Genomic DNA, 13,085 nt, shown 5'->3' with positions numbered 1-13,085 from the left:
CTGCTTGGAAAACGCTGTATTTATAGGAAAGCGTCTTATTCTCAGACAAGTTAGCCACTACTCAACGAATGTGCTGCCCAATAACTAAAAATATGGAGTTGTAATTGCTCCATTGCAGTTTTGTGCAGTCAATCAAAATAGTTTTATCTGAAGCAACTATGATTTTTAACTTATTTTTATCCACTATTTCAGCTCACCAACCCTATGTATCAATACATTAAGTATATATACTCAATGTAAAAGCTGACCGGAATACAGCAGCAGGTGATGAACTAAATAGTGTGTAGAGATTAAAGAAACACTCACTGCATAATTAATCTCTCCATTCCAGATCACTTCATTCTAGAAACTGGAAATACTTATGGTAACGACAACCCCATCTCATCTAGCTCAGGAACTATCGTTAGGTACTGAAATTCACCAGAATCAGGCTGGGAAGCAAGTGAAACGGGTTCAAGAATGGCTGACATTCCATAACTTCGCCACAGCCATTGACAGTGAATTTGGCCCCGCAACTGAACGATGCGTCAAGAACTTTCAAGCGGCTAGAGATCTACCAGTAACAGGCATTGTCGATCAAGCAACCTATACGAAGTTAGTAGAACCACTAGCAAAAGTGCTGAAAGAGATCTCACCCTCTCCTGGTGAAACCTTAGGCAGCATGGTACTCAAATATGCCAAGCAGCACCTTACCCAACATCCCATAGAGCTAGGAGGACAAAATCGAGGACCGTGGGTGCGACTCTACATGGATGGGAACGAAGGAACAGAATGGGCGTGGTGCGCTGGTTTCGTTACCTTTATTCTTAAACAAGCCTGTACCGCATTAAACCACCCGATGCCAATCCCAGGCTCCTTCGGTTGTGATGTACTTGCTAAGCAAGCCCGCCAAAGCCAGCGTCGCATCAGTGATAGTAGCATCATTCATCACTCGGTCTCTTGGTCTACCTTAGAGCCTTGTTGCATCTTCCTTGTTCGCAGGGCTTCTGATGATTGGACTCACACTGGATTTGCCTTCGGAAGGGACGGGGATACTTTTGTCACGATCGAGGGCAATACCAATGATGAAGGTAGTGCTGAGGGGTACGAAGTCTGTACAAGAGTGCGATCAATCAGAGACAAAGACTTTATCCGTCTTTCCTAGTTGAAGCAACCAACAGCTAACAAATTAGGTTGATTTAAGGTTCCACAGTGTCTTGGAATCTCAAAGGTAACAGGTCTCATAAGGCTTGACAACTTATCCTGCCTACCTACTTATCAAACCAGAGCTGTGGAACCTTCAAAAATTGGTTCCCAAGGAGATTTCAGCATGTCAACTACAACGGCTGCAACGACAGTGAATCTGATTATGGCAGTTGAGCAGTTCCGCAACCTCACTAAACAAAAAAGCATCATCCAATGGCTGCAAGATTCTACAGGTGATCAGAAACAGCAGCAATTTACGCAACTTTGGCGCGATGGTCAAGATGGAGGTTCAATTAGCTTTGTAGACGTTTTTAAGTACTACAAAGGATTACCCCATCAACAAGCAGCTCTACGATGGTTGCAGGAAAATAGCCAGCCTCAGACTCTCACAGAATTTTTTAGACGCTGGAATGAGGTTAAAGCTAGCAAGATCGATCGAGCGGCTTTCTTTACTAAGTTTGGCGTTTCTCAATCTAAACAGCATAAGTATGACGTGATCTTCGACTATTGGGAGGATAGCCCATACGATGATCTACGGTGGCTGGCTTATGCCCTAGCCACTGCTTACCATGAAACTGGCAGCCGCATGGAGCCGGTTAGAGAAGGCTTCGCTGAGACTGATGAAGAAGCGATCGCTGCTGTAAGAAAATGGTGTCAACAACAGGGCATACCCGATTATGCAAAGGTAGATCCTGTCACTGGTAAAAGTTATTTTGGGAGAGGGCTGGTTCAAATTACCCATGCTGACAACTACAAAAAGTTAGGTCAAGCGTTAGGAATGGGAATGGCTCTCTACTACAATCCGTCCCTTGCACTAGACCCAGAAATCTCTGTCAAGATCATGTTTAAAGGCATGGTTGATGGACTATTTAGATCCCCTCACAAATTGTCTAGGTTCTTTAATTCCAGTACAACAGACTGGTTTAATGCTAGAGGAATTATCAACGGAGATAAAAACTACACACCTGATTGGGCAAATGGACAGGCAATTGGTGCCCTGATTGCCGATTATGCAAAAGATTTTTACAGGTGTCTCCAATAATTAGCTTTCGCAGGGTTGCCTTGATGCAGCGATAGGAATTGGTAGGAGGCAGAACCTGACTCTCCTCCTACTTCACTAGACATCAAGCCTGTTACACAGCAGTTCGCTAGAGCAAACCAATACGTTCGTCAACCCCTTTAACTAGTGCAGAACAATAGCCATCCTAATTTATTAGTGAATAGCAAGAGTAATGAAAGTTTTTTCACTCTATAAATAGGATCGCTACATAAATGCTTGGATGCAATTTCAAGCAGAAGTATCATTCATTCTGGAGAACTAAAAATGGCTTCTAACCTTCAAGAGCAAACATTGCAAGTTCAATCGATCGCGCCTAAGTTCGGTGTTAACTATAACCGAGGATACGTTGGCTTTACCTATAACAACAATTTGCTAGTCTGTAAAGGAATTGCCTATTTTACAAGATGGGCAAAGATGAGTGACATCTATGCTACTCATGTACTCATCGTCACAGGTGAGGACAGTTGTATTGAAGCAAATGCCTTTAAAAATCAGGTTGAATCTGCACCCTTAAAGCACTACTTCGATGATCCATATTGCCAAATTTTCTTCCGTAAACCAAAGGGCTTAACAGATGGGATTGCAGATCGAATTATTCAAGTACTTGAACCAGAAGTTGGGGCAAGATATGACTTTGGCTCAATCTTCGTTCACGCCCTCTCTGGCATGTTTTTGGGATACTTGCTAAACCGCCTGTTAAGAGGCGTACCTAAAGAGCAAATCGGTAAGATTTTAACTGATCCAAAGAAATGGATTTGTAGTGAACTGGTAGCCTATGGCTTAGATAAGCAGCCGGAATATAAAAACCAAGGCATTTTGAAGTCCCTCAATGCAACGATTAGCCCTCAGGCATTATTTGAGGATGAGGTTATCTTTGAGCCGTGGGACCACAAAGAATACTCAAACAATGAGACTTCTTGCAGCTAGACCGAAACAGTTTAAGGCTCCTGCATCTTGACGATCGAAGGCTTTAGCAAAGTTAAGAATACTCTGATGCAGTATGCCCTAACAGACTGATTCTAAAATCGGCTTGGAGATAATATCTATCAACTTCCACTAGGTCGATCCCTAACGCCGCTGCGCCACATCCGCTCTAGCAGGCAGATAGACGATCGGGTCTACGCCTTTGTATAGTAGCCGAGAAAAAATGGTCGTTAAGGACAAACTGTCCCACTTACGATGACTGGGCTGGCTGCAGTAAGCAAGCAGAAACAACGCAAAATCAAGCTTTTACAGCATCAACTGTCCCAGAAACAGTTAAAAACGGGACAGTTCGACTCATTGGGCATAAAACCAAACTGATTGCTGAAAGTCTTATTCCGTAAGGCTTCTAGCCTTAGCGACCAAAATTTCTCCAATGCTATACAAAGGCGGTCTACTGCTCCCTGCCCCGGCAACACAATCTCAAAATGACAATGTGGTCCCGTCGATCGCCCGGTACTGCCCAACTCCGCAATCACCTGTCCCTGGCTCACCTGTTCCCCCACCCGCACCAACACCCGATTGTTATGGGCATAGCGGGTTAACGAACCATCCGTATGTTGCAGTTCCACTAAATTGCCATACCCACCCTCATTCCATCCGGCATACGTCACCGTTCCCGCTGCACTGGCGACGATCGGAGTTCCCGTTGCTGCCGCCAAATCAATCCCCTTGTGCATCCGTCCCCAACGTTGCCCAAACCCAGAGGTCAATACACCCTGAACCGGGTAAATATAGGTCGGGTAGGGATCAATCGGATCTGTCGTTGCCGCGATCGTCGGTAAGGCGGGTGTCGATTTGGGTGCGATCGTTAAGGCAAAACCAATTGCTAAGGTCGTAATCAATTGAGATTTCATGGAATGAGTCAGCGATCAGAGCAACGTTTCTGTATTGCCCAATTCCACACCATGCATAGGGTAGATTCGCGCAAAAAAGCGATCGCCGGATCAAATCGAGCGATCGCTACTGTCGTGATGTGAATCGCGCTCTCCTGACCTCACCCAGCTTTCGCGATCGTTCCCCCATCCCACGACATTGAATGTCGTAAATACCCGGATGTGGTCTACCGCCATTGGTGAGTACAGGTGAGCTGTTCTTGACTTAGGATGCCCAATTTCAATCTCATGAAGCTGAACTCTTCTCGCAGCGGCGCGGTTGCTTTGCTGACGATCGCTGGCGTACTGGGTACGACGTTCGCCGCGATCGCCGCTCCCCCACCCGCCGTCTACAAAACCACCGATGGTGAAGTCGTGATGCACTCTGGACTCACTGCCAATCAACAGGTTGCCGTGGAATATCCCAATATTCCTGCCCAGCGATCGCTGAAAGCCGATTATTGCGGCATGGTGACGGTTCCCAGTTCCGACACGCAACCGATCGGCAGTACCGTCACAATAGATAGCACCGCCATTACTGTCTCCAGCCTGCCAGTGCAAACCAAACCTCGATGTGTCAACAACCAATTAGAAGAAGCTCGACCCACTAATTTCAAGCTGTCGAATGGCTCGGTGGTCGTCGTCGGTAAAACACCGGGAGTCACCTATACCGCCACTTTTGATGGTTCCAATACCGTGCGGCAGGTGCGGGCGAATAGCTGCGGGTTTATGGTCGTGCGACCCAATGCCACCTATCCCATTGGGACTAGCCTCAACGTAGACGGCACCGCTTACACCGTCTCCAGTTTAGTCAGTGATGCCGTACCCCTCTGCCGCACCGCCAACGGCACTAGCGTTCGGTATAACCCCGCCTCTTGGTAGTCCAGCCGCGTATGACGATCGCAGTCAGAGCCTGGTTGACTGCGATCGCGGCGCTCCTCGGCATGGCGATCGCTCCAGTAGCAGCGGCGATCGAGGTCTACCAGGATCAGCAGGGAGAGATTTATCTGTCTGGGTTTCAGTCCAAAGAACTGGTGAGTGTCGCCTATCAGGAACTGCCGAATCAGATCACCACCCGTTCCAGTGGCAGTTGTAATGTGGTGCGATTACCCGATCGAGGGTTCTATCCCTGGGATCAGGTGCAGATTCTCGATGGCGACACACCATTACTCACCATTCCCAGAGGCAGCCAGCTTCCCCAAACCACGTCAACGCAGTTTTGTCGCGGTACACAGAAGAACGAGGCACTGCCCTGGCAATCACTGGGGAATGGCATCTATGGACTGCAAATCTTTGGTCGCGCGATCGTTCTCGCAGGCTTACCCTTTAAACCCCTGACTGCCCAGGATCAACAGCCCAAACTCCGACTGAAAGCCGCTGATACCTGCGGTATTCTCAAGCTGACCGAGACTCCCACCTTTCCCCGCGATCGCTTAGGCAATTTCTATTTTTACTCTGCCACTACAGTTCCCGCTCCATCCGGCAGCTTTAACCGCACGACGCTACCTGTTCGGAATGCGCCTGACCTCTGCCGCAAAGGAGTCAGCTATAAACCCTGTGCCGCGATCGATGCCACCTGTACCGCCGCTGGTTCTGGTTATGCCGGAGACGGCAGTAGCCATTCCAACTCCCATTCCGGCGGTAGCAGCAATACAACAGGGGGAGGTACGAGCGTGATCACCTATCCCGAATTCTTCACTGTGAATGGGGATCTCTGGTATCGCGGTAATCCCAATACAACCTATGGTGCAGATGATGGCGAAGTCTGGCGATCGGCGACTGCGAATGCCTGCGGCGATGTCAATCTGGGCTGGTGGGCCTGGAACGTGGATCTGTACCGCCTTGGTAGCCCGAATGTGTTGGTCAAACATACCCCGGAGTTTGGCACCGCCCCCGATCGCAGCGCTCCCAGTTGCCCGTAAATGATGCACCGGATCGAAATCCTTCCACCTCCTGTAATGGAGGTTTTTTTGTCGCTGCGATCGGGCTTACTGATTTGCCTGTAACCACGCATCAAGGTCAGCGATCGCACGAAAGTCTAGCAACGCTTCGCCTAATGACTCTAACTGAGCCAGGGAAAGGGCTTCAATCTGCGATCGCACGGATGCAGGCAATTCCCCCACTCGCCGAGCCAGTTGGCGCAGGATCAAGAGCTTGGCTTCATCTGCTTTCGCTTCCTGATACACTCGCGTTTCCTGTAGGCTAATTTCCAACATAGAAGATGGAATCCCGTCGCATCCGGCAGTATTTAGCAGAGTTGAAGCAATTGTACTCCTGAAGGGTGACTGCCGGATTTAGAACTACACAGTTCCAGCATTGAGAACAGTTTTCGCCCCCCTAGCCCCCCAATTCTGGGGGGAATTAGAACTTTCAAAGTCCCCCAGAATTGGGGGATTTAGGGGGCAAGAGAGGCTTAACCATCAAACAGATGACTTGTGTGTATACAGTAGCCAATTCTGAGGGGAACAGGAGGCAAAGTCCCCAGGATTGGGGTTAAAGCCCTACGGGCATACTAGAAAAGGGGGCTACTGAATTGACAAGTGTGGTGCATCCATTTGAGGACAGTTATAGAACAAATTCCAGCATCGCCATGATCCGATTTGTCCAAGCGGTATCGATCCAGATGTAGGCAACAAAGCCCAGATCCGCGACAATTTGAAAGATGAAGAGAAGAATGATTAATCGACGATACCGAAATGACTTCATAATTGACATCCCACATTTAACTTAGAGTACCCATTGATTGACATACACAATGCGATCGCAGATGACTATTCCTCCGCTGTACTACCCAGTACCATCAACTTCAGTCGCACTAACTGCGATCGCAGCGTTGCCCAGCGCTTGAAGGTGTTAGCTTTCTCGCGATCGAGGGCTGACAGATTGCCCAGGAACTGCACTGTATCTCCTTTGCCTAGACGGTAATCCACCTCAATAATTCGGGTGCGTAACCGTTCCCGTTTGACCAGTTCCTGACTGACCTGAAACTCCCGGCGAGTCACATCAAATTCCAACAGTTGTAACACCACGGCTTCCCGCAGTTGGGCGATCGCTTTCGCCTTCTCCTGCTCAATTTGTGCCACCTTGACTTGCAGATCACTAATGGCGATCGCCCTCGCCTGGGCTTGGTCATTGGAACGGGTCACACCTTCCAGTAACGGAATGCCGATCAGGGAAATGATTTTGTTGATGCTAGACACTGGAGACGCGAGGATACCGATGAGCTTTTCAAAAAATCCCCGCTGCTCGGTTTTCGCGGGTTGTCCAGCAGCAGCGGCACGGGTGATCGTGTCTTCTTGCACGTAATACTGCACGATCGGTTTGAGAACGCCCAGTTTCACCGATTGCTCATTCCGACTGCGAGCGGCTTCGATCTTCTGGTTAATGTCCTCCACCCGTTCCGTGATTTGCTTTAAGGTCAGGTTGTTGGCGATCGCTCGGGCCTGTAACTGCTGAATACAGGCGACAGAGGTATCTAAACAAGGTAATCCTGCCTGCATCCCTTTCCATAGGTCATCATTCAGTTTCAATTCAATTAACCGATCTAACGAGTTACCAGCCGGTGTGAGGGGGTTGGCATTGTCCTCGATCGGAGTCGGGGTTTCACTCCCATCTGTTTCTCCCGAGTCGATCGCTTCAGTATCAGTCTCCTCATGGGCTGGGGGAGCGGCTAGACGCTGGGCTGGGGGACTGGCGGGAGGCGGGACGGGAATGGGTGTTTGGGCTAGCACTGGAGGACTCAGCCACAACCAAAATAAGCTCCACAGTAAGAGTTTGGTCGGTCTGCCCAATAATCTTAAGACGTTGAATGCTGCCACTGTAGGGACTCCTAACGGCGGAAAGGGTGGATAGTTGAACTTGGAGTTGCGATCGCTGGGCTTCGAGTTCTGCTAATTGCCCCTGCTGCTGGAGTTCTTGCTGGCGTAACGCGATCGCTCGTTTAGACCGTTCCAGGGCATGCAAATATTCCTGATGTTGGCGTTCCTGCTGCGCTTGCCCTACGGTTGCCCGTGCCAGTTCCAGGTCGGCATGAGCTTGTTGCAATGAGCGCTGGCGATCGTTCAAAAGTTCCTGTTCATGGGGAATCGTCGCTTCTGGCAGGTCAGCACTGGGCATGGATTGCAGTAGATCAAGCTTGCGTTGTTGTTGCTGAAGATTGCGTTCTGCTTCACTCACCTTCAGCTTGCTCCGCTCCACATCTGCCACTTCAGTCAGAAATGCCACTGGGGGTAAGCCTGCCACCTCCGGCACGGGTTGAGCTTGCAAGGCGATGATCTGCTCTATACGGCGTTGCACCTCTCGCTGCTGCCATTCCAACCGGGTACGATCGCGGACTCGATCGGCAAGAATCTGACCAACGGTAACGGTATCGCCTTCCTTCACCTTCAGATCATCCGGAGCCGATAGCGTTAACTTAATCTGAAACCGTCGCACCGATGGACTAATACTTGCCGCGACTGGTGTTTCCGCTACTACCGGATTCGGCGCGGAAGAAATGGCTGGAGCACTGCAACTCGCGATCGGCCACAATAGCCAACTAATTAACAACCACCGCTTCATGCCTGCACCCGCTCGTAGTAGGGCACAATTTCCACCACCTTCGCCTCTGTACCAAATCGGCATAACGCCTGTAACGGCTGCAATCCTGCCACCTTGCCCTCGGCAAACCGGAATTTCTTCGCCACCTTACCTACTTCCGTTTGATCCACCGGCAAGACAATTTTGGTACTGGAATTGCCAATCACATCCGCTGACAAATGCCGTTCCGATTGCGAGGCTAACAGTAATGCCAAGCCATACTTCCGCCCATCGGCAATAATGCGATCGCAGGTAGACCCCTTGCCATTCGGCATTTCCTTGGCTTCATCAATGCCCAGAAAAGTACGGGGAATTTTGCCTGTGATCTCGCCTAATAATCGGTGGTTATCCATTAATTGCTTCGCTAATGCTTCTGCCGCGATCGCTTGAATGGCTGGTGGTAGTTTCGACAGATCGACTCGAATCAGAGGATCAGTCAGGGGAAACTGAGTTCGACTGAATACCCCATACTGAAAGGTTGCCGCCAGTTTCAACCGCAGCTTTTTCGATTCCTTGCAATCCTCCTCCTGCGATCGCGTCGTCAGTTCTTGCTCGACATCCGCAAAGGTCGGCGGTTCCCGATGCCAGGTCGCCTGGACTGCCTGCACAATACCCCGCTGCCGATAGCAAGTTTCCAGTACCTCCAGCAATAAGCCTTCCTGGTTCGCGCCCATATACAGCGACTTTTTCAGGACCGCTGCTACCGCGATCGCTTGCAGATTCGGACCACCTCCCTCCGGATCGAGATTGAGCGTCAGCGGGTTAATCCCATACGGGGAAGCCATGTGCAGGGGATAAACCGTTTCCCCGGCAATATCCTGATCACCGTGGAAGTCAATTAAAATTTTTTGTACGCCTATATATAAAGTTTGTAGCGCATAAAAAATTCCTTTCAGGGTTTGGGTTTTGCCACTACCCGAGGCGCCAATCACGACGATATGGGCATTAGGTAAGGCTTCTGGGTTCCAGTGGATGCCGCGACCCAGGAGAATGCCACCCGTTTCGGCGCGATCGCGGGGAAGTGATTGGCGTTGGGGGAGAACGGTGATGGGCGGTAAGGGTTTCTCGGAACGGCTACGACTGAACATGCAGAGTTCTCACGACTAAGTGACCTGTGGCGAAGGCATCTCCCAGTGCGGCTAGAAGTTCCGTAGGTGTGGCGGATTCTAGTTCGATCGCATCACCAAAGGCTTGGATCGGTTGGAAGAATTGTTTGGAGCCGTATAGCTGCACCTCCTCGCGATCGAGGGGGTCGAGGCGCAAGCGACCGGAGAGGAAGGTATGGGGGATAGATAGAGGGGCGATCGCCGCCCGAATTGATTGGTCGTTGAGCAAAAGTTCGCGGGTGATTAAGGTGATGGGATTGCCGACAGTGACGTGAACCTGCTCCGGAGCGATCTGGGCTTCCGGGCTGCTGCCGACGCGATAGAGATGCTGCTGGGTGTCCTGAACTAGTAAATCCTGGTTGACCGTGCCGATGATGGCATACTGACCCGCGATCGCTTGCTGGGTAATCGTGTGTCGTCCGGTGATTTGAGCCACCAGTTGATGTTTACTGCTCTCACGTTGGTAGATTTCCATGGCTCCCGATTGGGAACCGAGCACCTGGGCGAAACTCCGCATGATGCCACCGGCACTATTGATGTTGATACTGCTGACAGCAATGAGTACGAGTAGACCTAAAACGATCGCTTCGGCGGGAGAACCGCTGGCTAACCGTAACCGGGGATTGGCTGGGATGACGAGACGGGCTTGGGAAGGGAAGAAAGCCGCGACACCGGACTTGGTAAAGACATCGCCAAACCAGCCCATCCAGTAGCCGATTAATGCGCCCCAAAACCAATTCGATAGTCCGAACCAGAGTAAGGGGAAGCCTGCGATCGCAATCAGAGCCGTTGCCAGGAAGGAATGGGTAACGGAACGGTGGGGATAGCGAGCTTCCAGCCAGCGACTAATCGGAAACAACAGGCGACCCGTGACACTGCCGGAGGTATCGATATCCGGGAGTTGCGAGGCGATCGCAGCCGTGCCGAGAATCCAGGGGTCGGCGGTGCCCATGAATAGGGAAGTAGTCGCGATCGCGAGGGTGGCGTGAGTGATGGTGAGCATTAGCCAAGGCGGGAGGATTTTTTGGGCAGGGAGTAGAACAGGAGCCGCAGGATGCCGACACAAACGGTGAGGATGCCGCCGATCAAGTACATGGAGGTACTATTCAGCCCAATACCGACGACGCGGACAATACCGAATACCATCAGTCCAGCAATCAGGTAGGGGGTGCCATCAATCCATTGGGTATGGTCAGGGGCGGTATCCTCTAGACCGAGATATTCTTCCTGAATCACCCGTTTCGCCAGCATGGGATTGCCACCACAGCGCTGTTGGAGTCCGGCGAGTTGCGCGGTGTTGATCGACAACCCCAGTTCCAGGGCATGAGCTGCCATTAGATCGCGAATGGCAATATCGGCGAAGGGTTTCAGTTCCATCCGGGGCAGTTTCAGGAAGATATCTTTCGCCGGGGGAGCGGTCGCCAGAATTAACAGCGGTTGCCCTTGCTCAAATAACACTTCCAGAAAGCGGCGAAACTCCGGGCTGAAATGGTGGGCATCATCACCAATTAGAATCGCCGGATGCTGGCGCAGGAAGTCGGCGATCGCGGTTCGCAAACCTACCGTAGTGAGATTCTTCCCGGATAAATCCTGGGTGTCGATGCTCAACTGTTCGGCAATGCGATAGAGGATTTGTTTGGTACTGGCGGGTTGCAGGGTGGCTACGGCATAGCCTGCCTGTCGCAGTTCCGTCGCTACCGACTCCCCCAACACACTCTTACCCATCCCCGATTCGCCCACCACCAGGAGGCTAGACCCCGATCGCAGCACGGCTGTAATCCGCCGCTGTTCTGTGACCCGATAGAGGCTCATGCCGCTTCAGCATTCAGTTGCCGTGCCGTTTTCCAGCGGGAGATGGTGCGGCGACTGCACCCGGTTCCAGTCTGGAGTTCCACATACTGGATTAACTGGGGATAGGTTCTGATGCCCCGACTCCAGGCTTCATCGAGGAGAGCTTCGACTAGCGTGGCGCGATCGAGCGGGGGTAAAGGCTCGTCTTCCAATGGGAAATCAAAAGGGGAGGGTTCCGTAAGTTCCGGTAAGGGTTCCGTTGGTTCTTCTGTCTCGGCAGGAAGTTCTTCAGTTTCCATCGTGGGAGTAGAGGGAACGGCGATCGCAGGTTCCACGGGGTTACTCGCCAGAGGTGCGATCGGGGAAGCTGAAGTAGACGCGATCGCAGAAGAAATTACCGTTTCACTGGAAGGAGGTGCGATCGTCGGAGTAGGAGTCGCCGCGATCGCGGGAGTCACCATTGCCTGAGCGGTCATTTCACCAACTCGAATCGCTTCTAAATCCAACATGGTCAGCGTTGGCAGGGATTTGATCGGAGTGGCAACGGGATATACAGGAATGGGAGTAGCGGCAGGTTTAACCATACCGGGAAACGGTTTAGCGGCAGGTAGAGCTTTAACCGTGGGACGATCGACGATCGCGGCATGGAGTTGTTTGGCGGTAAACGCCCAGAGAGCGCGGAGAGTCCATTTCAACAGGAGCATGACGACTGGTTTCTAATTCAACAGGCTCACTGGTATTGCCCAACTGAAGAGGAGAACTACGGCGGAAACACGGATTCCTGGAACGGGATTGATGAAACTTTGACGAAGGCAGTAATAGCGTTTGCCATTGGCAATCCGAGATTGCAGCACTCCTTCAATACAGAGGTTCTTGGTTTGGCGGCGCACCTGGTCGTAGCTCAAGCCCGATCGCTGGATCAGTTCGTCACGGGTGAGTTCTTCGTCGGGTTGGAGATGTTGCAGCAGCTGCGATCGGGTTTGTTGACCTTGAGTGGTAATGGCGTAAATGCTAAACATTTGACAAAAGAATAAATATATCTCTTGTTGACAAATAATTTAAGGAACGCCAAGGGGAGAAACGCGGATTTCCTAAATAGAGGAATCGGTACCGCCTGCGATCGAACAATGGTTGAAATGACAGCGATCGCTCTTAACCAATCTGCGTATGGTGATTTTTAACGATTAATTGGGGAATAAGCTGACTCGCGTTCGCCTGAAGCATCGCTAAAAACTGCTCCTCGACGAGCTAGGTTCTGTTTTTCTGCCTGAGAAAGCCCTGTTCCTTCTCCAAATCGAGCATTTTGAACCACAGCCCCTCTTAGGTCAACCCCTCTCAAGCCAGCCTCACTTAGGTCAGCCTCCCTCAGGTTAGCACCACTCAGGTCAGCACCACTCAGGTCAGCCTCCCTCAGGTCAACCCCTCTCAAGCCAGCCCCACTCAGGTCAGCCCCACTCAGGTTAGCCCCGCTCAGGTTAGCCCCGCTCAGGTTAGCCCCGCTCAGGTTAG

The 13,085-nt window shown here is 51.1% G+C and carries 16 protein-coding genes; 5 read left to right on the top strand and 11 right to left on the bottom strand.

Features of this window, described 5'->3' with window-relative positions; translation table 11 throughout:
- Positions 1-361: 361 nt before the first annotated feature.
- The 3 genes from ACN4EK_RS24315 to ACN4EK_RS24305 all read left to right on the top strand — a co-directional run bounded on the left by ACN4EK_RS24315 (position 362) and on the right by ACN4EK_RS24305 (position 3,172).
- Positions 362-1,144, top strand: coding sequence for a peptidoglycan-binding domain-containing protein (locus tag ACN4EK_RS24315; protein ID WP_431660867.1), 783 nt, complete (start codon positions 362-364; stop codon positions 1,142-1,144).
- Positions 1,145-1,309: 165 nt separating this feature from the next.
- Positions 1,310-2,227 carry a glycoside hydrolase family 19 protein gene (locus ACN4EK_RS24310; protein ID WP_431660866.1) on the top strand — a complete coding sequence of 306 codons (918 nt, stop codon included), beginning with the start codon at positions 1,310-1,312 and terminating at the stop codon, positions 2,225-2,227.
- Positions 2,228-2,509: 282 nt separating this feature from the next.
- Positions 2,510-3,172 (top strand): C40 family peptidase, encoded by a 663-nt coding sequence (locus tag ACN4EK_RS24305; protein ID WP_431660865.1) that lies wholly within the window; start codon positions 2,510-2,512, stop codon positions 3,170-3,172.
- A 311-nt stretch (positions 3,173-3,483) separates the two neighbouring features.
- Here ACN4EK_RS24305 and ACN4EK_RS24300 read toward each other — a convergent pair whose 3' ends face one another.
- Positions 3,484-4,083, bottom strand: a complete 600-nt coding sequence (locus ACN4EK_RS24300) for a M23 family metallopeptidase (protein ID WP_431660864.1) — start codon at positions 4,081-4,083, stop codon at positions 3,484-3,486.
- A gap of 267 nt (positions 4,084-4,350) precedes the next feature.
- Between ACN4EK_RS24300 and ACN4EK_RS24295 the strand changes: the two genes are divergently transcribed.
- Both ACN4EK_RS24295 and ACN4EK_RS24290 read left to right on the top strand, forming a co-directional pair.
- Positions 4,351-4,983, top strand: a complete 633-nt coding sequence (locus ACN4EK_RS24295; RefSeq protein WP_431660863.1) for a hypothetical protein — start codon at positions 4,351-4,353, stop codon at positions 4,981-4,983.
- A gap of 11 nt (positions 4,984-4,994) precedes the next feature.
- Positions 4,995-6,023 (top strand): hypothetical protein, encoded by a 1,029-nt coding sequence (locus tag ACN4EK_RS24290; protein WP_431660862.1) that lies wholly within the window; start codon positions 4,995-4,997, stop codon positions 6,021-6,023.
- A gap of 66 nt (positions 6,024-6,089) precedes the next feature.
- Here the strand turns inward: ACN4EK_RS24290 and ACN4EK_RS24285 are convergent, their stop codons facing one another.
- From ACN4EK_RS24285 to ACN4EK_RS24240, 10 genes are all read right to left on the bottom strand, one after another.
- Positions 6,090-6,317: a DUF4351 domain-containing protein gene (locus ACN4EK_RS24285; protein WP_431660861.1), complete on the bottom strand. Its 228-nt coding sequence runs from the start codon at positions 6,315-6,317 to the stop codon at positions 6,090-6,092.
- A gap of 349 nt (positions 6,318-6,666) precedes the next feature.
- A complete protein-coding gene (locus tag ACN4EK_RS24280; protein ID WP_431660860.1) occupies positions 6,667-6,807 on the bottom strand; it encodes a hypothetical protein in 141 nt (46 codons plus the stop codon).
- A gap of 65 nt (positions 6,808-6,872) precedes the next feature.
- Complete coding sequence (locus tag ACN4EK_RS24275) at positions 6,873-7,832, bottom strand: hypothetical protein (RefSeq protein ID WP_431660859.1); 960 nt, start codon at positions 7,830-7,832, stop codon at positions 6,873-6,875.
- Positions 7,753-8,661, bottom strand: coding sequence for a hypothetical protein (locus ACN4EK_RS24270; RefSeq protein ID WP_431660857.1), 909 nt, complete (start codon positions 8,659-8,661; stop codon positions 7,753-7,755). The genes ACN4EK_RS24275 and ACN4EK_RS24270 overlap by 80 nt, the downstream gene beginning before the upstream one ends.
- Positions 8,658-9,767 (bottom strand): ATP-binding protein, encoded by a 1,110-nt coding sequence (locus tag ACN4EK_RS24265; protein ID WP_431660856.1) that lies wholly within the window; start codon positions 9,765-9,767, stop codon positions 8,658-8,660. The genes ACN4EK_RS24270 and ACN4EK_RS24265 overlap by 4 nt, the downstream gene beginning before the upstream one ends.
- Positions 9,754-10,788 (bottom strand): metal-dependent hydrolase, encoded by a 1,035-nt coding sequence (locus ACN4EK_RS24260; RefSeq protein WP_431660855.1) that lies wholly within the window; start codon positions 10,786-10,788, stop codon positions 9,754-9,756. The genes ACN4EK_RS24265 and ACN4EK_RS24260 overlap by 14 nt, the downstream gene beginning before the upstream one ends.
- Positions 10,788-11,597, bottom strand: a complete 810-nt coding sequence (locus tag ACN4EK_RS24255) for an AAA family ATPase (RefSeq protein ID WP_431660853.1) — start codon at positions 11,595-11,597, stop codon at positions 10,788-10,790. Before ACN4EK_RS24255 ends, ACN4EK_RS24260 begins: the two co-directional genes overlap by 1 nt.
- Positions 11,594-12,280, bottom strand: coding sequence for a hypothetical protein (locus ACN4EK_RS24250; RefSeq protein WP_431660852.1), 687 nt, complete (start codon positions 12,278-12,280; stop codon positions 11,594-11,596). Before ACN4EK_RS24250 ends, ACN4EK_RS24255 begins: the two co-directional genes overlap by 4 nt.
- 12 nt (positions 12,281-12,292) lie before the next feature.
- Positions 12,293-12,595, bottom strand: coding sequence for a helix-turn-helix domain-containing protein (locus tag ACN4EK_RS24245; protein ID WP_431660851.1), 303 nt, complete (start codon positions 12,593-12,595; stop codon positions 12,293-12,295).
- A 158-nt stretch (positions 12,596-12,753) separates the two neighbouring features.
- A partial coding sequence (locus ACN4EK_RS24240; RefSeq protein ID WP_431660850.1) for a pentapeptide repeat-containing protein occupies positions 12,754-13,085 on the bottom strand: 332 nt, incomplete at its 5' end.

The sequence above is a fragment of the Pantanalinema rosaneae CENA516 genome (assembly GCF_050753385.1).
GTDB lineage: Bacteria > Cyanobacteriota > Cyanobacteriia > Leptolyngbyales > Leptolyngbyaceae > Pantanalinema > Pantanalinema rosaneae.
The sequence above is the reverse complement of the archived record's forward strand: the minus strand, read 5'-3'. Positions and strand labels throughout refer to the sequence as shown.